A 21,123-nucleotide genomic window follows, 5' to 3' on the forward strand; every position below is an offset into this window, starting at 1 on the left:
TTACGCTTGTGTGCAAGTCGTGGCGATTTCGCGAGTTGCCGGCAAGGATCAGCGGCAGGGTAGAGGCAATTGTATATACTGGATTTTCAAAGATTCTATGGCGGCGTAGCAATGCGATTTTGGCTCGGCTTTTTATTCGCGGTCTGTAGTGCTATGGGTTGGGCTAGCACGATTCGCTTAGTTTCTCCCGAGTATCCGCCGTATGCCTCAGCTGCGACGCCGAATGCCGGAGCAATGGCCGAATTGATTCAGCAGACCTTGGGTAAAAAATATCAAGTTAAAATTGTCTTTTTGCCGTGGGCTAGAGCGCTTTCTGAAGTGAATTCGGGTAGGGTGGACGGCGCAATTTTGATGTGGCCAGCAGATTATGTCGGTCTGCAATTAAGTGCTTCGCGACCGATTTTCATGAGCAAATTGGGTTTTTATACTCGCTCTACTGAGCCGCTGCCCAGCGTCGATTTGAGCCAACTGCGCGGCAAAATAGTCGGCACGGTGCGGGCTTATGGTTATCCGACGAGCTTGAAAGAGGCAGGCGTGATTTTTGAGGAAGTGAACGACGATCAAACTAACTTAAAAAAGCTGTCGGCTGGGCGAATTGATCGGATTGTTGTTGAGCGTGCAGTGGCGCAATATCTATTGCGAACGCTACCTGCCGCCGCAAAATGGTCGCAGCAAGTGATCTGGCGCGAACCAGCGATTGCAAGCTTGCCGCTGACAATTGGCTTTGCCAAAACCAAACCAGAAATTATCGAAGCGGCAGCTTTTTTTGAGCAAGAAATGCAGCGCTTGAAAAAAACAGGCCAATTACGCGAATTGGCAGAGCGCTATGAAGTTGAATTGCCTTGAGTCTCGGCGGGCGATTGCGGTGAAAGTTTCAAGCTATTAATTATAATAATAACAGGTAGAAATTTTGAATCCGAGTGATGAAAAAGCCAGCTTGCGCTGGCTTTTTTCTTGCGTACTACGAATTACATAGCGAAGTCGAGATTTTTCGGGCTACTTAAAATGCCTTCATAACCCATACCCGTCGTTTCTGGCTCGTTGGCATTGACTTCGTTGATCTTAAAGCCACTCGCCCAACCCGTTCCTTCGCCACTAACAAAGAAACCAAAGTTGATCGTAACGGCTTCATTGGATATCGGCACAACGATGCGTGCCGATGTCCAGTCTTGTGTGCCTTTCACTGCGCGATAATCCATGTTATCGAACTGCAGTAGGCCAATCGGCCCATCGATACGTACCCACATTTGTACGGAATCGGCGGCTTGAGCTTTGAGTTCAGCAGTCAATTCTAATTTTTTATTGCGCCAATCATCGGCTTTAAAAGTTTGCATCAAAGTGCCAAATGGGGGACGAACGTTATTGCTCGGGAACGGTTCTGTGTTGCGATGAATTACCGCTGATTTTTGGCCGTTTCGCAGCAATGTTGGATCAATTCCCATGTCGTAACATTGAGCGGCGTTGCCCCATATTTTCCAGCCGTCTGGCAGATTTGAGTCGATGGCGCCGGATGGATTGATTTTGGCGACTAAAATATTCCAATCGGCAAAGCCAAATTGCTGCGCGACGATTTCCAGTGTTTCGCTGTGGCTGAGTGGGATTTGTTTTTGCGCGAGGGCTTCGCGCAAAGTTTTGGCCATGAGTTTGGCGTCGAGATAGCTACGCATCGTAGATCCTTGTGGTATTGAGCGTCGATGATCAGTGCTTGCATTGCTGAAACGCTCGAAAGACAAGGATTCAGAGTATGAGTATTGCAGTCGCTTCACCTTCCCATTTATGGGGCAAGCGGCAGGTGCGACCAACCAAGCGCTATGATACGGAGCGCTAAGCAGGCTGTCTAATGACGTAATCAAATTGTGGTGCGCAGTGACAAGGTGGGGAAGAATGCCGTGCAGCATGGATTTGAATATGAATGTTCAATTGATCGTATAATCGAGAGATTCAATATCGCATGGTTGGCAATTCGCCGAGTGCTGATATTTATCCGCTTGGCAGTGGGCGAGAGCTTGCTGGTTTTAAGCGATCACGTAGGGATGAGGCAAAATGGAAGAAGTACAAAACGAACCTAGCAATTGGCACGTAATTTTACGTCCGAACCACGATCGTAAAGTATTGGCTAAAGGCAAGATGTACCGCCTGCGCAATAACCAGCCTGAGCGTTTGGATATTTTGGAAGAAATCGTTGGCGATTCGCAATTCAAATACAACCGCTTTACGCGGATGATTGATTCGCCAGAAAAATACTTGATTGATCGTCTACGCGCGGCCTGCATCGAGAAAATCGGTCACGACCGTGATTTGACGCATTACATTATTGCGATTGCGATTGAGCGCAGTGAGTTGTCGAAACGCCGTTAATTCCGCACTCGTTTTAAGCAGCTTGCGTAATCAAGTATTCGACTTTGTTTTGCGCTAGCTGACTATCGAATTAAGCAAAACGGATGAGCGTAAATATTCACGTTCATCCGACCCTAGGGATTCTCCCGATTGTCCATTTTGGTTGCGTTTAACACCCTTTATCGCTAGAATCAAGCCCCTTTGCTTGACTAGGGTCAATCCCTAGCGGCATGTATTTCACTGATTCTTGAGCTTTTGTAAGGGTGCCGCTGTGATGGATAGACAAAGCTGGTTGAAGGGCACGTTATACCGCCCGCAGTTCGAGCAAGATAGCTGCGGCTTCGGTTTGATTGCACAAATGGACGATAAACCAAGCCATTGGCTGGTATCAACCGCAATCAATTCGCTGGCCTGTTTGACACACCGTGGTGCTGTGGCTGCCGATGGTAAATCGGGCGACGGCTGTGGTTTGCTATTCCGCTTGCCAAAAGACTTTTTGCGCGCGGTAGCGGTGGATAATGGCTACACCTTGGCGACGCAATTTACTGCGGGCTTGGTGTTCTCAAACCTGGATAAGGCAGAGTCGGCCAAATCGATTGCGAATCTCGTTGCCGCGATTGAGAGCCAAGGTCTGGTTGTTGCGGGCGTGCGCGATGTACCCGTGAATCTGGATGCTCTGGGCGCTGCCGCGATGCGTTCATTGCCAACGATCCAACAAATTTTTGTGAATTCGCCAGAGACTTTATCTGAGCTTGAGTTTGCACGTAAATTATATCAAGCACGACGTATTGCCGAGAAGGCCAATACGGGCGATGCTTCCTTCTATATACCTACACTCAACCCCTACGTCATGTCGTATAAGGGTTTGGTTACGCCAGACAATCTGCCGGTATTCTACCTCGACTTAAAAGACGAGCGTTTTGCTTCGAGTATGGCGGTGTATCACCAACGTTTCTCGACCAATACCTGGCCACAATGGAAATTGGCGCAGCCTTTCCGCTTCCTCGCGCACAACGGTGAAATCAACACGCTGACGGGTAACCGCGCTTGGGCGCGTGCTCGCGAAGCGATCATGAATAGCCCAGAGCTAGATATGGATGCGATTCGTCCCATCGTGCAAACCAACGGTTCAGACTCGATGAGTATGGACAATATGTTGGAAAGCTTGGTGCTTGGCGGCGTCGATGTCTTCCGCGCTTTCCGTTTGATGGTGCCACCGGCTTGGCAAAACGTCGATACCAATGATCGCGATTTACGCGCGTTCTACGAGTACAACTCCCTGCATATGGAACCATGGGATGGCCCGGCGGGTATCGTTTGGGCGGCTGGCGATTACGCTGGTTGTGCGCTCGACCGTAACGGCTTGCGCCCAGCGCGTTATGTCATCACCAAAGATCGTCATATCACCATCGCGTCGGAAATCGGCGTGTGGGGCTATGCGCCGACCGAAGTGGTCAAAAAAGGCCGCGTGAAGCCAGGTCAAATCGTTGCGGTTGATTTTAAAACCGGCGAATTTATCGAATCTGAAACGATTGATAACAAGCTCAAACAGGCGCAACCGTACCGCGCTTGGCTGAAAGAAAACGCCAATCATTTGGAAATGGCCGCTGACAATAGTCCACTCGAAGAGATGGACAAAGCGACCTTGCTGACCTACCAAAAGCAATTCCAATTGACGTTCGAAGAACGCGATCAAATCTTGCGTGTATTGGCCAATGATGGCCAAGAAGCCATCGGTTCGATGGGCGACGATACGCCAATGGCGGTGTTGTCAGAAAAAGTGCGTTCACCGTACGAATATCTGCGCCAGCAATTTGCGCAAGTAACAAACCCACCGATCGATCCGATTCGTGAAGCGATTGTGATGTCGCTGAACACTTGCTTTGGCCCTGAGCGTAATCTGTTTGAAGACAACGCCAGCCACGCTAAACGCATGGAAGTTAGCTCGCCGGTGTTGTCGACCGACAAATTCGCCGTATTGATCAGCCAAACTGACCCTGATTTCAAAGCAACGCATTTCGATTTAGCGTTTGAAGGCACAAGCCTGCAAGCGGCGATTGAAAAGCTGCAAGCTGATGTACTCGCTAGCGTGCGTAACGACGGCACAGTGATTATCGTGTTGTCGGACAAAAACATCGCCAAAGGTCGCTTGCCGATTCCAGCTTTGTTCGCGGTCGGCGCGGTGCATCACGGCCTGATTAACGCAGGCTTGCGTTGCCAAACTAATATCATTGTTGAAACTGCAACTACACGTGATCCGCATCATTTCGCTTGTTTGATCGGCTACGGCGCCACGGCGATTGTTCCGTACTTGGCCTACCAAACGATCAAAGAATTGGTTGAGATTGGCCAAGTTGATGGCACGCTCGAAAAAGCGGCGAATAACTTCCGCAAGGGTATCAATAAAGGCTTGATGAAAATCTTGTCGAAAATGGGTATCTCAACAGTGGCGTCGTATCGCGGTTCGCAATTGTTTGAAGGCGTCGGTATCGGCGAAGAAGTCATCGATTTGTGCCTAACTGGCACCGTATCGCGGATTTCTGGTGCGAACTTCGCTGATTTTGAAGCGGATCAGCTCAAACTGAATAAGTTTGCGTTCAACCCAATGCGTCCATTGGCGCAAGGCGGTTTGCTGAAATACGTGTTTGGCGAGGAATACCACGCTTACAATCCAGACGTGGTGATGGCGCTGCAAAAGGCCGTGCAAAACGGCGATTACAAAGCCTACGGCAAATACGCAGAGCTAGTGAACAAACGCCCAGTTGCGATGTTACGCGATTTGATGGCTTTGCAAATTGATCCAGCAAAATCGATTTCAATCGACGAAGTGGAGCCGCTAGAAAAAATCGTTAAACGTTTTGACTCAGCCGGTATGTCGCTTGGTGCACTCAGCCCAGAAGCGCATGAAGCGTTGGCAGAAGGCATGCATCGCCTTGGCGCTCGCTCGAACTCGGGTGAGGGTGGCGAAGACGAAGCGCGTTACGGCACGCCGAAAATGTCGAAAATCAAGCAAGTGGCATCAGGTCGTTTTGGTGTAACGCCGCACTACTTGGTGAATGCTGAAGTCTTGCAAATTAAAGTGGCACAAGGTGCAAAACCGGGTGAAGGCGGCCAATTGCCGGGCGATAAAGTATCGCCGCTGATCGCGAAATTGCGTCACAGCAAGCCGGGCATTAGTTTGATTTCACCGCCACCGCATCACGATATTTATTCGATTGAAGATTTGGCGCAGCTGATTTTTGACTTGAAACAAGTCAACCCAGAAGCTTTGGTTTCAGTGAAATTGGTTGCCGAGCCGGGCGTCGGTACGATTGCGGCGGGTGTGGCAAAAGCCTACGCTGATTTGATCACGATCTCGGGGTATGACGGCGGAACCGCTGCATCACCGCTGGCTTCAGTCAAATACGCTGGTTCGCCGTTTGAACTCGGTTTGACCGAAGCACAGCAAGTCTTGCGTGCGAACGGTTTACGTGGGCGTGTTCGCGTGCAAGCTGATGGTGGTTTGAAAACGGGTCTGGACGTGGTGAAAGCCGCGATCATGGGCGCGGAAAGTTTTGGTTTTGGTACTGGCCCGATGGTCGCTTTGGGTTGCAAATTCCTACGGATTTGCCACTTGAATAACTGCGCGACGGGCGTGGCGACGCAAGAAATCAAATTGCGTAGCAAGTTCTTTATCGGCTTGCCAGAAATGGTCGTGAATTACTTCACTTTCATTGCGCAAGAAACGCGTGAATTGATGGCGGCACTCGGTGTGCGCACGTTTGAAGAATTGATCGGCCGCACTGAAATGCTCGGCTTGATTGAAGGCGCGACTGAGAAACAGCAAAAACTCGCACTTGGCGCATTGCTGAGCCAAGGTACAACGCCAGATTCAGAAGCCCGTTTCTGCGTGGAAGCGCGTAACCCAAGTTTCGACAAGGGTGAATTGGCCGAAGAAATGGTCAAAGACGCACTCGCTGGCATTAAAGCGAAAACGTCACAACGTTTTGAATACAATGTGCGTAATATTCATCGTTCAATCGGTGCGCGTTTGTCGGGCGAAATCGCCAAAGCGCACGGCGCTGCGGGCTTGCCAGATGGCACTTTGCACTTGAAATTGCACGGTTCAGCGGGTCAATCCTTCGGCGTATGGAATGCCAAAGGTTTGACGCTGGAATTGGCGGGTGACGCCAATGACTACGTCGGCAAAGGCATGAATGGCGGCCAAGTGATTATCTATCCACCCGTGGGTAGTGAATTTGCTTCGAGCGATGCGGTGATTGCCGGTAACACGTGTCTATACGGCGCAACGGGTGGTGAGTTGTTTGCTGCGGGTATGGCCGGCGAGCGTTTCGCGGTGCGTAACTCGGGTGCGACAGCGGTGATTGAAGGCGTTGGCGATCACGGTTGTGAATACATGACGGGCGGCTGCGTGGTGGTGCTCGGTGAAACGGGTTACAACTTTGGCGCGGGGATGACCGGTGGTTTTGCGCTGGTTTACGATCCTAAGCAAAAATTCGCGTATCGCTACAACAATGAATTGATTGATACCAATCTGATCAATGGCGAAGCCTACGGCGCGATTCGTGCGTTCTTGAAAGACAAAATCACTGCGCATGTGGCATTGACGGGCTCGAGCAAGGGCACTGAATTGTTGGCCAACTTTGATGAAGCCGTGGATTACTTCTGGTTGGTGAAACCAAAAGTCGCCAAATTGGATGCTTTGTTGAAAGATTGAATGAAATGAGGTGTGAGGGGGGAGGCGTGAGGTGTAACAACCCGCCCCTCCTTGCACGGTAAGAGTTTAGGAAGAGATGTTAGGTTGCTTGTGGGTATTGCCCTGTAGCCCTTTACTCTCAATCCTCACCGAGGAATACCCCAATGTCAGACGTATTTCAGTTTCTGAATATCGCGCGCAACCCTGGCGATAAAGTCGCGGTTGAAAAGCGTAAATTTGTATTTAAAGAAATCTACACGCCGTTAGATAAAACCAGCTCGGGCGAGCAAGCGGGTCGCTGCTTGTCCTGTGGTAATCCGTATTGCTCATGGGAATGCCCAGTGCATAACCATATCCCGCAATGGTTGCAATTGGTCGACGAAGGCAAGCTGTTTGAAGCGGCTGAACTCAGCCACAAAACCAATTCATTACCAGAAATCTGTGGCCGCGTTTGCCCACAAGATCGCTTGTGCGAAGGCGCGTGTACATTGCAGCAAGTCGATGCCGGTGCGGTGTCGATTGGTTCGGTGGAAAAATACATTACCGACGAAGCCTTCAAAGCCGGTTGGCGTCCAGATATGTCTGGCGTGATTCAAACCGGCAAGAAAGTCGCGATTATCGGTGCTGGCCCAGCGGGTCTGGGTTGTGCTGATGTGTTGGTACGCAATGGTGTTACGCCGATTGTCTTTGATCGTTACGAAGAAATCGGCGGCTTGCTGACCTTCGGGATTCCAGAATTCAAACTGGAAAAAGACGTGATTGCTACGCGTCGTAAAATCATGGAAGACATGGGCGTTGAATTCCGCCTGAATACTGAAATCGGTAAGGACGTGAGCATTGAAACCTTGCTTGCTGACTACGATGCGGTATTTATGGGTATGGGCGCGTACAAATATATGAAGGGCGGCATTACCGGTGAAGATTTGCCAGGCGTGATGGAAGCGCTGCCATTCTTGATCAACAACGTGCGTAATAGCATGGGCACGCTGGGTGATGAAGCGTTTGTATCGATGACTGGCAAGCGCGTTGTCGTGCTCGGCGGCGGCGATACCGCTATGGATTGCAACCGCACTTCGATCCGCCAAGGCGCTGCGAGCGTGATTTGCGCTTACCGCCGTGACGAAGAAAATATGCCAGGTTCGAAACGCGAAGTAGCGAACGCCAAAGAAGAAGGCGTTGAATTCGCGTGGAACAGCCAGCCAGTGAAAATTGAAAAGAACGCCGATGGTAGCCTCGCGCTGACTGTGGTTTCAACGCAATTGGGTGCCGCCGATGAGAAAGGTCGTCGTCGTCCTGAATTGGTAGCCGGTTCTGAACGTGTACTTGAATGCGATCACGTCATCGTGGCGTTTGGTTTCTCTGTCGAGCCGGAAAGCTGGTTTGACGCGCAAGGCGTGAAAACCGATGACTGGGGCCGTACGATTGCTGCTGAGAAGCAAACGTTTAAGCACCAAACCAGCAATCCAAAAATCTTCGCCGGTGGCGACCAAGTTCGTGGCGCAGATCTCGTCGTACGTGCGGTCTACGAAGGCCGTAATGCAGCTGAAGGGATTTTGGAGTACATTGGCGCTTGGTAAGGCTATTGAAATGATATTAAGCCTCGCGTTGCGAGGCTTTTTTTATGGCTAGCGGTTTTTACGGTCTTTTCGCCGCTAATCAATGATCGTTCGCAGAATTTTGTCGTAGGTGGCTGGGCAATGGAAAATTTGGGTTTAGGGCGTACTTTACAGCGGCAAGGTCAGCAAAAGCGGGCGATGCAAACTTTGCTCGATGGCCTCGAGCAGGTACAAGCGCAGGCGAGTGATACCGCAGGCGATGAGGCCGGATATTGGTTGGCGATTGCTGATTTAGAGCATGAAGCAGGCCAGTTCGAAACCGCTTTGGCCCTGCATCAGCGCGCTTTTTCACTCGCCAGCAGCGATACACAGCAATGTTCTGCGCGCTTGGGGCTAGCGGCCGATTTATGGGCGATGGGCGAAGAATCAACCGCGCTCGCTTTGCAAGCACAAGCCTTGGCTTATTCGGCGCTTAATGATGATCCCGTTTTATTAGAGCAATCAGCGCGCCTGTATCAGTTGCAGCAGCAATGGGGTTTGGCGCTGCAGCAATTAGAAGCGACGCTCCGTATTTTGCCTGAGGCTGATTGCGTTGTTCTGCATTTGGCGATTTTGAATTTGTATTTGCGTCTTGAAACGACAGCGGGCTTGGCTGCTGCGATTGAAAAAGCCAGCGCAGCGCTGGCTGGCGCGGCGCATTTACACGAACCGCTGTTATTGCTATTGGCTAGAGCTAGCCAGCGTCTTGGCCGTTATTCTGTGGCTACGGCGTTCTATCAGGCTGCGATGGCGCTACAAACCGAGCAGAAAAAAACCAAAAAAAGACCGCGCCGCTTGCTGGATGTTGAATTCAAACTGCAGCAAACGACCAGCGAAATTGAAATTGATTTATTGCGACATAAAAATGCATTGCAGCATGAACAGGTTCGCCAGCTAGAAAGCGCCACTTATCGCGACACACTGACGGGTTTGCATAATCTACGTTATTTGCAAGCGCGTTGGGATGAACTCATGACGCAAGCGCATCACAGCCAAATACTAAGCGTGATGCATTTGGGTGTGGATCAATCGACGCATTTACGTGAAGTAATGGGCGATGCGGTGGCCGATGAATGTGCGCAGCGCATCGCCAATATCTTGCGCCGCTGCCGCCCGAGTCATGCCGAATTGGTCGCTGCGAATAATAATGAATTTAGATTGGTATGGCCGCAAGCCACATCGCAGCATGTGATGCAATTGGCGAGTGAAATCCAGCAGGCTGTGAGTGAATTGGATTGCAGCCAGTTGCCCGAAGCATTGACGGTGAGCATCGGTTGCACAGCCTATCACTCGGGCGATAGCGTTGATGTTTTGCAATTGCGCGCTGATTTGGCGCTGTATTTGGCAATGCGCCGTGGCGCGGGTGCGATTGTGTGGGAAGGGACAACAGCATGAGTGGCAAAGTGAATCTTGCTGAATTAGGCGGGCTTTTAGAAGCGGCGCTGCAACGCGCCGAATGCGGCTCGCCGCCGATTCCAGTGATTGCGAAGCAATGGCTGAAAGAGGTCAAGGGTGATGCGCGCTTGCAGGGCATCGCATTGGATATTTTGGCGCATGCACACCAGCATTGTAGCGAGCATCGTTTGGCGCAGGCGGCGTTTCGCGAAGCCGCCGAGCGTTATACCCAAGCGGGTTTGGTGTCGTCCAGCACGACATCGTTAATTTTGTTGGGAACATCGCATTTATTGAATAGCGAGCCTTTATTAGCGCTCGATCAATGGTCACAAGCGCTGCTCTTGGCGCGTGATGTGCAAGATTTGGCGCAGTGCGCCAAAGTGTATTTGGGCGTGGGGCAAGTTTATATCGGCTTTGGCGACGATGAAACATCGCTGCGCTACAATGAAATGGCGCTAAAGATGGCCAAAGTGTTGGGTGATACTCGCTTGGAGTGCGAGGCGTATCTGTATGTAGCCAGTGATTGCTATCGCTTGCAGCGCTATACCAACGGATTGGCTGCCATCGATTGCGCAGAGCAGCGTATGGACCCGCAAGAGAATAAAGTCTGGGCGGCAGAAGTGGTGTATTACCGTGGGGTCATTCATGCGGGCCAAGGCCTGTACGCACAAGCCAAGCTGGAATTAGAAACTGCTTACGAATTAAGCACGATCAATGACAATCTTTGGGGGCGTTTGCATGCGTTGGCGGCGTTGGGCGAAGTGCTGTTGCAGTTGCAAGATCAGTCTGCCGAAGCCGTGCTGTTGCAAGCTTTAGAGATGGCACAGCAGATTCAGTTAGAGCGAATTCAAGCGCGTTGCAGTACGGCCTTGATCAATTTTTATCTGCATCAAGGTCAGTTTGATGCGGCGCTACCTTTGTACGCTAGTTTGCTTGCACAGCGTAGCGAAGCTAAAGTCGGCGTGAGCGCCCGTCATCAACAGCGTATTGCGCAACTTGAAACACGTAGCCAGATTTTACAATTGCAACGCAGTACGATTGTTTAGTTTGATCGGTAAAAGGGTATTTGCTTGTAGGCCTTTCTATAAATGCTCTATAGGTCGATACCTGTGATTTTTTGTGAGTTAAGCTTGCTATGCGATATGCTTTTTTTCAACTAAAACCTTATTCCAGCTGGATACTTTCCCGCATAAACCGATGACCGCCCTAGGTGTAAACTGACGGTATGGAATCTCAAACTTTTCTTTCCGCTTTTATCTTACTGCTCTTGGTCACTGATCCCTTGGGCGGTATTCCGCTCTTTGTCGCGATGATGAAGAAAGTCCCGAAAGCACGGCGCTGGCGCATGATTGCGCGTGAAGTGAGCGTTGCCTTTGTCGTGCTGCTGCTGTTTATGGTGTTCGGGCAGAAATTTCTGCAAGTGATGCATTTATCGCAAACGTCTTTGGGGATTGCGGGCGGCGTGATTTTATTTCTGATCGCGCTACGTATGGTGTTTCCGCATCCGGATGGCGTGTTTGGCGATACCAGCGAAGGTGAGCCGTATATTGTGCCGCTGGCGATTCCGCTGTTGGCAGGCCCTTCGGCGTTGGCGACGGTACTGCTCTTGGTGTCTCGCGACCCCGCACGGCTTTGGGTCTGGGTTGGCGCTTTGGCATTGACGATGGCGGTGTGCGCGCTAACTTTGGCATTTTCCGAGAAAATTAGTCACGTACTGGGTGAACAAGTCACCACCGCATTTGAGCGCTTGATGGGCTTGATTTTGACGGCGATTGCGGTGCAAATGCTGCTGGATGGGATTCGGCAGTATTTGGCTTCGTTGTAAGAGCATGCTTTAAAAGTGCTGCGCATCCCGTGATGGCTGTTCGGGCGGAGCTCAGAATCCTCATGTACAAAACGTACATTGCGGTTCTTGCGCTCCGGCCTCTCAGCCCTCTCAGCCCTGACGGGTGTTCGCGACTTTTAAAACATGCTCTAAGCTCGGCATTGAACTGAAGAACTGTTTGATACGCCACAACTCTGGCGCTGCTTTTGGGCGCGAATCGGTAAAAATGCCCTAAACTTGTCCGCTCTGCTTATAATCGTCTCGCTAAGGAGTTTCCCTAATGACGCAAAATGAACTGAAAGAAGCCGTTGGCCGCGCTGCCATTGCCTATGTGCCAGAAAATTGTATCGTTGGCGTAGGGACAGGCTCGACAGCGAATTACTTTATTGATGCTTTGGCTGAAATCAAAGGCCAAATTCAAGGTGCGGTGTCTTCATCCGAAGCCAGCGTCGCGCGCCTGAAATCGCACGGTATTCCAGTATTTGATTTAAATACCATTGATGAATTGCCGGTGTACGTCGATGGCGCGGATGAAATTAATCATCAGTTGCAAATGATTAAAGGCGGCGGTGCAGCGCTAACGCGCGAGAAAATCATCGCTGCGGTGGCTGAAAAATTCATTTGCATCTGCGATGACAGCAAATTGGTCGATGTACTGGGCAAATTTCCGCTGCCCGTCGAAGTGATTCCGATGGCGCGCTCGCATGTGGCGCGAGAAATCGTGAAATTGGGCGGTCATCCGGCTTATCGCGAAGGCGTAATCACTGATAATGGCAACATCATAATTGATGTGCATGGCCTGTCGATTAGCCAAGCGTCTGAATTAGAAACTAAGCTCAATCAAATCGTCGGTGTGGTTACCAATGGTTTGTTTGCGCATCGCCGCGCCGATGTATTGTTATTAGGTACGGCCAATGGTGTGAAAACCATTAAATAAAACCCTAGCAATCTCAAATGATCGCCGTAACTTTGCAGATGAAACAGTACTGTAATAATAAGCTGGTATTTTGCATTGATTAATACACTGGAGAAACCGTGTCATGTCAGAACATATTTCAAAGCAGTTTGATGCCGACTTAGAAGCAATTCGCTCGCAAGTGATGGGTATGGCCGGTTTGGTCGAAGAGCAAGTGCGCTTGGCGATGCAATCTTTGGCGTCCGGCGATGTTGAAATCATCAACAAAGTGATTGAGCAAGAAGCCATCGTCAACGAAATGCACGTCAAGCTCGATGATATGTGCGTGCATATGATTGCGCGTCGTCAGCCTGCCGCAACCGATTTGCGTATGGTGATGACGGTAATTAAATCTGTTGAAGATTTGGAAAGCATTGGCGACAAAGCCTACCGAATCTGTAAACGCGCCAAAAACATTTATGAATCAGGCCGTTTGCAAGTGCCGCGTTTTCACGATCTAAATCACATTGCTGATTTGGCGCTGGATATGTTGAGCAATGCGCTTGATTCATTTGCGCGTATGGATGCGGTAACGGCATCAGAAGTGATTCGTGCGGATGCGCAACTGGATCAAGAATACCAAGCGCTGCATCGCCAATTGATTACGGTGATGATGGAAGATCCACGTTCGATCACTTTGATTTTGGATATCCTGTGGATTGCCAAAGCCATCGAGCGAATTGGTGATTTGGGCGTGAATGTGGCAGAACATGTGATTTACTTGGTGAAAGGCCAAGATGTACGCCATAAAACGCAAGCTGAAGTGGATGCGGTTGCGTTGAAATAATTCGACAGAAGTCAGCGCTATCAGGCGTGAATGCGTTTGATTTTAATAAATAAAGGGTGGCATTAGTCACCCTTTATTTATTTGCGTTTGCAACAAAGCGGCGCAGCACGTATTGTTATGCCCGCAAGCTTGCGATCCCTTTTGGAGTTTTATATCAATGAGCGACTGCTCTGTCATTGCCGCTGTGGATCTTGGCTCCAACAGCTTTCGCCTGCAAGTCGCTCGGGTCGTCGAAGGTTCATTATTTCCGCTGGATTCTCTGAAAGAAACCGTCCGCTTGGGCGCCGGTTTAGACGCACAAGGCTGCCTCACACCTGAAGCCATTGAAGAAATGGTGCAAGCGTTGGCGCGTTTTGGCGAGCGTTTGGTCGGTTTACCACCGCAATGTGTGCGAGCCGTTGCCACCAACACCTTCCGCATTGCGCGAAATAGTGCTGATTTCTTGCCGCAAGCCGAAGCGGCTCTGGGTTTTCCGATTGAAATTATTGCTGGGCGTGAAGAAGCGCGGCTGATTTATATTGGCGCAGCGCACAGCCTGCCCAGTACCAAAGAGCGCCGCTTGGTCGTCGATATCGGCGGCGGCTCGACTGAGCTGATTATCGGCAGCCAATATCGCTCGTTTAGCACCGAAAGCATCCAGCTCGGCTGCGTTGGCTGGAGCGTACGCTATTTTCCCGATGGCATTATTACTCGCGAACGCATGGAAACCGCTGAACTCGCGGCACGCGGCGCGTTTTTGCCCTTGGTGCCGACTTTCCATTCTGGTGAATGGCAGCGTGCGATTGGCACCTCCGGTACGGCGCGCTCTTTGGCCGATATTTTAGAACTCAATGATTTATCCCCGCTGGGCATTACCCGCGATGGTTTGGCCGCACTGCGCGCCAAAATGATAGACGCAGGGCATATTGATCAATTGCAGTTGAATGGCTTGCGTGACGACCGCCGTCCGGTTTTGCCGGGCGGTTTTGCGATCATGCAGGCGGCGTTTGATATGCTGGGCATTGAGCGCATGTCGATTACCTACGGCGCGCTGCGTGATGGCGTGTTGTATGACTTGGTGCAGCGGCAAACGCAGTACGATGTGCGTGACCGCACCGTTGATTTTTTCCAGCGTCGTTATCATGTCGATGGCCCGCAAGCGTATCGCGTGTCGCAATTAGCTGCCGCATTGTTTGATACCTTGCGTGGTGAAATGCAGTCTGATGATGCAGTGCTGGCGCGCAATTTAACGATGGCAGCGGCGTTGCATGAAGTAGGGCGCTCGATTGCGCATGCCAGTTATCACAAGCATTCGGCGTATATTTTACAGCATGCCGATATGCCAGGCTTTTCTAAACGCGAACAAGTATGGCTATCGCGCTTGGTGCTGGCGCATGCGGGCGGTTTGTCGAAATTGCTGGGTCAAGACATTAAGCCTGCTGAATGGGATGCAATCCTGTGCTTGCGTTTGGCGGTCTTGTTTTATCGCGCCCGTTTGGATGAAGCGCCACCTGTGGGCTTGTTGTCGCACCATACCGATGGCTATTGCTTGGAATTAGACGCTACATGGCTAGAGGCGCATCCACTGACGCTGTATGCCCTAAATGAGGAAGTGAACGCATGGCAAAACATGGGCGTAAACCTACAGATTCGACCCGTCGCCAGCGTGTAAAAGCGCATTTGGCGTCGGATAAAGCCGGTGCCGCACCAGGAACAATGCAGTACGTCGGGCGCAAAGCACCGGCTGCGACGCTCGCCACATTAATTGAGTTTGGCCCAGAAAATACTGATTTTCTTGAGACGACATTCAGTGATTTGGAATCGGGTCGCGATTATCAGCCCAAATATCCGACGCTGTGGCTGAATGTGCATGGCCTAGAAAATCTAAAGCTACTAAAAATCATCGGCCAGCGTTTTAAGCTGCATCCCTTGGTGCTCGAAGACATTCTCAATACGCAGCAGCGCCCTAAAGTCGAACAATATCCCGGTTATTTATTTATCACCGCGCGTTTGGTCAGTCTCGATGAGGAAGGACAACTTGAAGGTGAACAAGTTAGTCTGATTGTTGGGCGTGGTTTTGTGTTGACGTTCCAAGAAAAACCAACCGGCACGTTTGCGGCGATTCGTGAAACGCTACGCAATAGTGAATCGCAAATCCGCAAATTGGGGCCGGATTATTTGGTCTATTCCTTGCTGGATAAACTGGTTGATCGCTATTTCTTGGTGCTGGAACAATTGGGTGAGCGCAGTGAAGATCTGGATGAGGCGATTTACGCCGCGCCATCGCCAATGCAAATGGCCGAAGTCCAAGATTTGCGTCGCACCTTGCAGCACATCAAGCGCAGCTTATGGCCGATGCGTGAGGTGCTCAATACCTTGCAGCGCGATGAGGCCGATTTCTTTCACAGTGAAACGCAGCTCTATTTGCGCGACGTGTACGACCATACGGTGCAATTAATTGAAACGGTCGAGTCTTTGCGCGAAATGGTCGCAGGCCAGCAGGAAATGTATTTGTCCTTGCAATCGCAACGCCTCAACGAGCAAATGCGCCTGCTCACGGTGATTACAACGATCTTTATGCCCTTGACTCTGATTGCGGGGATTTACGGCATGAATTTTGACTATATGCCTGAGCTGAAGTGGGGAATGGGCTATTACTTTGCTCTCGGCTTGATGGGCGTGATTGCGTTTAGTTTGGGTTTATTCTTCTGGATTCGTCGCTGGGTATAGGTATGTCGATGTAGGCTTTTATTAACAAGATCTACATCGATATACCTTGTTTAAATAAACCAAGCTAATAAGAAGACACCCAACATCGCAAGAGCGAGGCCGACTTTGGCGATGGCACCGAGCAACATGCCTATGCCGCTGGCTACGCCGACTTTTCCCGCCTGAATTACATCTTTTCGCGCAATCATTTCACCGGCTGCTGCGCCTAAAAATGGCCCGAGGATCAGGCCGGGAATGCCACCGAGCATGCCGAGCACCGAGCCGATCAGCGCGCCCCAGATTGCATATGGGCTAGCACCGACGCGTTTTGCGCCCATTGCGCCCGCCAAATAATCCAGCAAGCTAGAAATCACCATCAAGACAAATAGTAAGCTCAATGACGGCCAGCCAAGGCGAATGAAGTTCTCATGCCACGCCAGTAGTAACATGCCCACAAACATTAGCGGCGTGGAGGGCAGTAGCGGCAGTACGGTTCCGGCGAGTCCGGCGAGGATCATGCCGCTACCGAGTACCCAGATTAAAATATCTAAAGTGTCCATGTAATTCCTGCTTGCGTGGAAGAGTGAGCGGATTGTAATGGGGCTTTGACTCTGGGGGCGTGAAAAAGATGCTGAAGCAGTAAAAAATAAAGCCAAGTGAAAACAAGCATTTACTGAATACATTAACCATTAGTCTAAGTAAAGGCCTGAAAACGGTTGACGCAAGGCTCGGGCTGGTGTTTAATTGCGGCTCTTCGAAACGAAGCAGTGTTTCGAGTGGCTCGTTAGCTCAGTTGGTAGAGCAGCGGATTGAAAATCCGCGTGTCCTTGGTTCGATTCCGAGACGAGCCACCAAGTATTCAAGGGTCTAGCTTTTGGCTAGACCCTTTTTCAAATGCTCTAGTAGCATGGCTCGTTAGCTCAGTTGGTAGAGCAGCGGATTGAAAATCCGCGTGTCCTTGGTTCGATTCCGAGACGAGCCACCAGTTTTATCGGTTCAGCCGATGTAAAAAACCCACAAGCGTCAACGCTGCGGGTTTTTTGTTGTCTGTTCGATGGGTATATTGCTGTAGCCATTACTGGCTAATCGCTACAAGCCAATACCCCTCTTAATGCAAAAAGGCAGCCGAAGCTGCCTTTTTGCATTTCAGGCCGAAATTTTAGTCTTGGCGTTCTACTTGGCTCACGTCGCGGATCGCACCTGTGTCGGCACTGGTGGTCATTGCGGCGTAGGCGCGTAGTGCGGCGCTGACAACGCGTTCACGCGATACTGGCTTCCAAGCCAGTTTACCGCGCGCATTCATTGCTTCACGACGTGCATCCAGAGCTGCGGCATCAATTTTAAGGTTGATGGTGCGGTTTGGGATATCGATCTCAATCGTATCGCCTTCTTCAACCAAACCAATCGCGCCACCTTCGGCTGCTTCTGGGCTGGCGTGACCAATCGATAGGCCTGAAGTGCCGCCTGAGAAGCGGCCATCAGTGAGTAGGGCGCAAGCTTTGCCCATACCTTTCGATTTCAGGTACGACGTTGGGTAGAGCATTTCTTGCATGCCCGGGCCGCCTTTCGGGCCTTCGTAGCGAATCACAACCACATCACCGGCAATCACTTCATCGGCCAAAATGCTGGCCACAGCATCGTCTTGCGACTCATAAACGCGCGCGCGACCAGTGAATTTGAGGATTGAATCATCCACGCCAGCAGTTTTAACGATGCAACCGCGTTCGGCGATATTGCCGTACAGCACAGCGAGGCCGCCGTCTTGTGAGTAAGCGTGTTCTTTGCTGCGGATGCAGCCGCCTTCACGATCTAAGTCAAGATCGGGGTAGCGCATCGATTGGCTGAACGCGATGGTCGTCGCTACGCCGCCAGGAGCCGCACGGTAAAACAGATGTGCGGCGCTGTCGGGTGCGGCACTGACGATGTCCCATTGATCCAAACCGTCGCCCAATGTTTTGCTGTGTACGGTCGGTACGTCGCGGTGAATCAATCCTGCGCGTGAGAGTTCGGCCAAGAGGGCAAATACGCCGCCAGCACGATGTACGTCTTCCATGTGGTATTTCTGTGTAGCCGGAGCCACTTTAGCAAGGCAAGGAACGCGGCGTGAAATGCGGTCGATGTCGGCCATTTTAAAATCAACGCCGGCTTCGGCGGCGGAGGCGAGCAAATGCAATACGGTATTGGTCGAACCGCCCATCGCAACGTCAAGGCTCATGGCGTTTTCAAAGGCTTCGCGCGTCGCAATTGAGCGTGGCAATGCTGATTCGTCGCCTTGTTCGTAATAACGTTTTGCCAATTCAACGATGGTGCGACCGGCCTGCAAGAACAGTTGCTTGCGATCGCCGTGCGTGGCAAGCATTGAGCCATTACCCGGTAGCGACAGGCCGAGTGCTTCGGTCAGGCAATTCATCGAGTTGGCGGTAAACATGCCTGAGCAAGAGCCACAGGTTGGGCAAGCGCTGCGCTCGATTTCGGCAACTTCTTCGTCGCTAACGCGATCGTCGGCAGCTTCGACCATTGCATCAACGAGGTCGAGTTTACGGACTTCGCCATTCCAGTTGACTTTACCGGCTTCCATCGGGCCGCCAGAAACGAAAATCACTGGGATATTGAGGCGCAGTGCGGCCATCAACATGCCTGGGGTGATTTTGTCGCAGTTTGAAATGCAAACAATGGCGTCGGCGCAATGTGCGTTGACCATGTATTCAACTGAATCGGCAATTAAATCGCGGCTTGGCAAGCTATACAGCATGCCGCCGTGACCCATTGCAATGCCGTCATCGACGGCGATGGTGTTGAATTCTTTGGCTACGCCGCCCGCTTTCTCGATTTCACGCGCAACCAATTGACCCATATTGTGCAAATGCACGTGGCCGGGAACAAATTGCGTAAATGAATTGGCAATGGCAATGATGGGCTTGTCAAAATCGCCGTCTTTCATGCCAGTGGCGCGCCAAAGTGCGCGGGCGCCGGCCATATTGCGGCCGTGGGTCGTGGTGCGTGAACGATAAGTAGGCATGCTGTTTTCCTCAGGCTAAATGCAAAGTGCTTGGGTAATTGTAACGAAAAAAGTGCAATAAGGGGTTTCGGAAGTAAGGACGGTAGTTTGTGTTTCTTGAGCCTGTGTTAAAAGGTGATTTTAGTTTGGGCTCTGGCGTTATAATCGCCAGCTAACTTTTAGAGGCGAATTATGTTGGTTCATCCGCAGTTTGATCCGGTCGCAATCCACTTGGGCCCCGTGGGCGTGCATTGGTATGGCTTGATGTATTTGATTGGCTTTGTGTTGTTTGTGATGTTGGGACGCTGGCGTATTCGCCGTGGCAATCCCAAGGGCTGGCAAACGAGCGAAATGGATGATTTGCTGTTTTACGGCGTGCTCGGGGTGATCTTGGGTGGGCGTTTGGGTTATGTGCTGTTTTATAAGCCGGCATTTTATTTGGCACATCCACTCGATATTCTCAAAGTGTGGGAAGGCGGAATGGCGTTTCATGGCGGCTTCTTAGGGGTGCTGGTGGCGATGGCTTTGTATGGCCGCAAAACCAATCGTAGCTTTTTCCAAGTGACCGACTTTATTGCTCCGCTAGTGCCGTTGGGTTTGGCTGCGGGGCGAATTGGTAATTTTATTAACGGCGAATTGTGGGGTAGGGTTGCGGATGCTGCGTTGCCGTGGGCAATGATTTTCCCGCAAGCGCATGATGGGCTGCCGCGCCATCCGTCGCAGTTGTATAACTTTGCGCTCGAAGGCGTGTTGCTATTTATTATCTTGTGGAGTTTTTCGGCTAAGCCGCGCCCAACGGGACAAATTTCAGCGCTATTTTTGATGGGTTATGGCGGCTTCCGCTTTGTGGCTGAATTTGCGCGTGAACCTGATGACTTTTTGGGCTTGTTGGCGATGAATTTAAGTATGGGGCAGCTCTTGTGCCTGCCGATGATTATCTTTGGATTGGCCTTGTATTTTTGGTCATCTCGTCAGCAAAACCCGCTTTAGTGGCTTGTCGGCTAAATTATTTATGTCATTAAATTAGGTTCTTAGGCAGTTTTGGCTGGAATTTTTAAGGAAAATAGTCAAAACTGTTTGACGACTTCGGGGGCGATGTTCATAATGCGTGCTCTCTGTGGCGGGGTTACCCCAGCGGTCAACGGGTCCGGACTGTAAATCCGGCGGCTCAGCCTTCGAAGGTTCGAATCCTTCCCCCGCCACCAGATACTCAGCGGTCGATATTTCGACTGTGAGGGCGAATCAAGTATTAAGTCCTGCGGGTGTAGCTCAATGGTAGAGCAGAAGCCTTCCAAGCTTACGACGAGGGTTCGATTCCCTTCACCCGCTCCAGTTTTTGCCGATGTAGCTCAGGGGTAGAGCACTCCCTTGGTAAGGGAGAGGCCATGAGTTCAATTCTCATCATCGGCTCCAAACAGTTGTCAGTTATTAATTTATTTCAAGATCTCCAAAAGGAAATAAGCAATGGCTAAGGAAAAGTTTGCACGGACAAAGCCTCACGTTAACGTGGGTACGATTGGTCACGTGGATCATGGCAAAACAACGCTGACAGCTGCGATTACTACAATTCTGTCGAAAAAATTCGGCGGTATTGCTAAAGATTACGCATCAATCGATAGCGCTCCAGAAGAAAAAGCACGTGGTATTACCATTAATACTGCGCACGTTGAGTACGAAACAGAAGCACGTCACTACGCTCACGTTGACTGCCCAGGTCACGCGGACTATGTGAAAAACATGATTACTGGTGCAGCGCAGATGGATGGCGCGGTATTGGTTGTTTCTGCTGCTGACGGTCCTATGCCACAAACTCGCGAACACATCTTGTTGTCGCGTCAAGTTGGTGT

Annotated in this window: 16 protein-coding genes and 5 tRNA genes; 18 read left to right on the forward strand and 3 right to left on the reverse strand. The window is 50.8% G+C overall.

Features of this window, described 5'->3' with window-relative positions; translation table 11 throughout:
* The first annotated feature begins 111 nt into the window (after positions 1–111).
* Positions 112–846, forward strand: a complete 735-nt coding sequence (locus tag Q320_RS0116420; protein ID WP_027469897.1) for a substrate-binding periplasmic protein — start codon at positions 112–114, stop codon at positions 844–846.
* A gap of 122 nt (positions 847–968) precedes the next feature.
* Here Q320_RS0116420 and Q320_RS21890 read toward each other — a convergent pair whose 3' ends face one another.
* Entirely contained in the window at positions 969–1,667 is a 699-nt protein-coding gene (locus Q320_RS21890) for a glyoxalase superfamily protein (protein WP_051534845.1), read from the reverse strand.
* A gap of 376 nt (positions 1,668–2,043) precedes the next feature.
* Between Q320_RS21890 and Q320_RS0116430 the strand changes: the two genes are divergently transcribed.
* From Q320_RS0116430 to corA, 10 genes are all read left to right on the forward strand, one after another.
* Positions 2,044–2,358, forward strand: a complete 315-nt coding sequence (locus Q320_RS0116430; RefSeq protein WP_027469898.1) for a hypothetical protein — start codon at positions 2,044–2,046, stop codon at positions 2,356–2,358.
* A 253-nt stretch (positions 2,359–2,611) separates the two neighbouring features.
* Complete coding sequence (gltB, locus tag Q320_RS0116435) at positions 2,612–7,054, forward strand: glutamate synthase large subunit (RefSeq protein ID WP_027469899.1); 4,443 nt, start codon at positions 2,612–2,614, stop codon at positions 7,052–7,054.
* A gap of 143 nt (positions 7,055–7,197) precedes the next feature.
* The gene (locus tag Q320_RS0116440) at positions 7,198–8,610 is read left to right on the forward strand and encodes a glutamate synthase small subunit GltD family protein (protein WP_027469900.1); all 1,413 of its coding nucleotides are present in this window, start codon (positions 7,198–7,200) and stop codon (positions 8,608–8,610) included.
* A 120-nt stretch (positions 8,611–8,730) separates the two neighbouring features.
* On the forward strand, positions 8,731–10,023 hold the full coding sequence (locus tag Q320_RS0116445; protein WP_027469901.1) for a GGDEF domain-containing protein: 1,293 nt from the start codon (positions 8,731–8,733) through the stop codon (positions 10,021–10,023).
* Positions 10,020–11,069: an ATP-binding protein gene (locus Q320_RS0116450; RefSeq protein WP_027469902.1), complete on the forward strand. Its 1,050-nt coding sequence runs from the start codon at positions 10,020–10,022 to the stop codon at positions 11,067–11,069. Before Q320_RS0116445 ends, Q320_RS0116450 begins: the two co-directional genes overlap by 4 nt.
* A 179-nt stretch (positions 11,070–11,248) precedes the next feature.
* On the forward strand, positions 11,249–11,848 hold the full coding sequence (locus Q320_RS0116455) for a MarC family protein (RefSeq protein WP_027469903.1): 600 nt from the start codon (positions 11,249–11,251) through the stop codon (positions 11,846–11,848).
* Between the two features lie 280 nt (positions 11,849–12,128).
* Positions 12,129–12,785, forward strand: coding sequence for a ribose-5-phosphate isomerase RpiA (gene rpiA / locus Q320_RS0116460; protein ID WP_027469904.1), 657 nt, complete (start codon positions 12,129–12,131; stop codon positions 12,783–12,785).
* 103 nt (positions 12,786–12,888) lie between these two features.
* Positions 12,889–13,590 carry a phosphate signaling complex protein PhoU gene (gene phoU / locus Q320_RS0116465; protein ID WP_027469905.1) on the forward strand — a complete coding sequence of 234 codons (702 nt, stop codon included), beginning with the start codon at positions 12,889–12,891 and terminating at the stop codon, positions 13,588–13,590.
* A gap of 157 nt (positions 13,591–13,747) precedes the next feature.
* A complete protein-coding gene (gene ppx / locus Q320_RS0116470) occupies positions 13,748–15,241 on the forward strand; it encodes an exopolyphosphatase (RefSeq protein ID WP_027469906.1) in 1,494 nt (497 codons plus the stop codon).
* Complete coding sequence (gene corA, locus Q320_RS0116475) at positions 15,190–16,299, forward strand: magnesium/cobalt transporter CorA (protein ID WP_084282725.1); 1,110 nt, start codon at positions 15,190–15,192, stop codon at positions 16,297–16,299. The genes ppx and corA overlap by 52 nt, the downstream gene beginning before the upstream one ends.
* A 50-nt stretch (positions 16,300–16,349) precedes the next feature.
* Here corA and Q320_RS0116480 read toward each other — a convergent pair whose 3' ends face one another.
* The gene (locus Q320_RS0116480) at positions 16,350–16,838 is read right to left on the reverse strand and encodes a DUF456 domain-containing protein (protein ID WP_027469908.1); all 489 of its coding nucleotides are present in this window, start codon (positions 16,836–16,838) and stop codon (positions 16,350–16,352) included.
* 218 nt (positions 16,839–17,056) lie between these two features.
* Here Q320_RS0116480 and Q320_RS0116485 point away from each other — a divergent pair.
* A tRNA-Phe gene (locus tag Q320_RS0116485) sits at positions 17,057–17,132 on the forward strand.
* Between the two features lie 55 nt (positions 17,133–17,187).
* Positions 17,188–17,263, forward strand: a tRNA-Phe gene (locus Q320_RS0116490).
* 174 nt (positions 17,264–17,437) lie between these two features.
* Here Q320_RS0116490 and ilvD read toward each other — a convergent pair.
* Complete coding sequence (gene ilvD / locus Q320_RS0116495; RefSeq protein ID WP_027469909.1) at positions 17,438–19,297, reverse strand: dihydroxy-acid dehydratase; 1,860 nt, start codon at positions 19,295–19,297, stop codon at positions 17,438–17,440.
* A 171-nt stretch (positions 19,298–19,468) separates the two neighbouring features.
* Here ilvD and lgt point away from each other — a divergent pair, with 171 nt between their 5' ends.
* From lgt to Q320_RS20350, 5 genes are all read left to right on the forward strand, one after another.
* On the forward strand, positions 19,469–20,266 hold the full coding sequence (gene lgt / locus Q320_RS0116500) for a prolipoprotein diacylglyceryl transferase (protein ID WP_027469910.1): 798 nt from the start codon (positions 19,469–19,471) through the stop codon (positions 20,264–20,266).
* 129 nt (positions 20,267–20,395) lie between these two features.
* Positions 20,396–20,481 (forward strand) — tRNA-Tyr (locus Q320_RS0116505).
* 53 nt (positions 20,482–20,534) lie between these two features.
* Positions 20,535–20,608: transfer RNA gene (locus Q320_RS0116510), tRNA-Gly, on the forward strand.
* A 6-nt stretch (positions 20,609–20,614) separates the two neighbouring features.
* Positions 20,615–20,689: transfer RNA gene (locus tag Q320_RS0116515), tRNA-Thr, on the forward strand.
* A gap of 51 nt (positions 20,690–20,740) precedes the next feature.
* On the forward strand, positions 20,741–21,123 hold a 383-nt coding region (locus Q320_RS20350; protein ID WP_035854143.1), incomplete at its 3' end, for a GTP-binding protein.

It is taken from the genome of Deefgea rivuli DSM 18356 (assembly GCF_000620145.1).
Classification (GTDB): domain Bacteria; phylum Pseudomonadota; class Gammaproteobacteria; order Burkholderiales; family Chitinibacteraceae; genus Deefgea; species Deefgea rivuli.

Coding starts and splice junctions, on each gene's coding strand:
- Q320_RS0116420 (WP_027469897.1), top strand. CDS start 112: ATGCGATTTTGGCTCGGCTTTTTATTCGCGGTCTGTAGTGCTATGGGT.
- Q320_RS21890 (WP_051534845.1), bottom strand. CDS start 1,667: ATGCGTAGCTATCTCGACGCCAAACTCATGGCCAAAACTTTGCGCGAA.
- Q320_RS0116430 (WP_027469898.1), top strand. CDS start 2,044: ATGGAAGAAGTACAAAACGAACCTAGCAATTGGCACGTAATTTTACGT.
- gltB (WP_027469899.1), top strand. CDS start 2,612: ATGGATAGACAAAGCTGGTTGAAGGGCACGTTATACCGCCCGCAGTTC.
- Q320_RS0116440 (WP_027469900.1), top strand. CDS start 7,198: ATGTCAGACGTATTTCAGTTTCTGAATATCGCGCGCAACCCTGGCGAT.
- Q320_RS0116445 (WP_027469901.1), top strand. CDS start 8,731: ATGGAAAATTTGGGTTTAGGGCGTACTTTACAGCGGCAAGGTCAGCAA.
- Q320_RS0116450 (WP_027469902.1), top strand. CDS start 10,020: ATGAGTGGCAAAGTGAATCTTGCTGAATTAGGCGGGCTTTTAGAAGCG.
- Q320_RS0116455 (WP_027469903.1), top strand. CDS start 11,249: ATGGAATCTCAAACTTTTCTTTCCGCTTTTATCTTACTGCTCTTGGTC.
- rpiA (WP_027469904.1), top strand. CDS start 12,129: ATGACGCAAAATGAACTGAAAGAAGCCGTTGGCCGCGCTGCCATTGCC.
- phoU (WP_027469905.1), top strand. CDS start 12,889: ATGTCAGAACATATTTCAAAGCAGTTTGATGCCGACTTAGAAGCAATT.
- ppx (WP_027469906.1), top strand. CDS start 13,748: ATGAGCGACTGCTCTGTCATTGCCGCTGTGGATCTTGGCTCCAACAGC.
- corA (WP_084282725.1), top strand. CDS start 15,190: ATGGCAAAACATGGGCGTAAACCTACAGATTCGACCCGTCGCCAGCGT.
- Q320_RS0116480 (WP_027469908.1), bottom strand. CDS start 16,838: ATGGACACTTTAGATATTTTAATCTGGGTACTCGGTAGCGGCATGATC.
- ilvD (WP_027469909.1), bottom strand. CDS start 19,297: ATGCCTACTTATCGTTCACGCACCACGACCCACGGCCGCAATATGGCC.
- lgt (WP_027469910.1), top strand. CDS start 19,469: ATGTTGGTTCATCCGCAGTTTGATCCGGTCGCAATCCACTTGGGCCCC.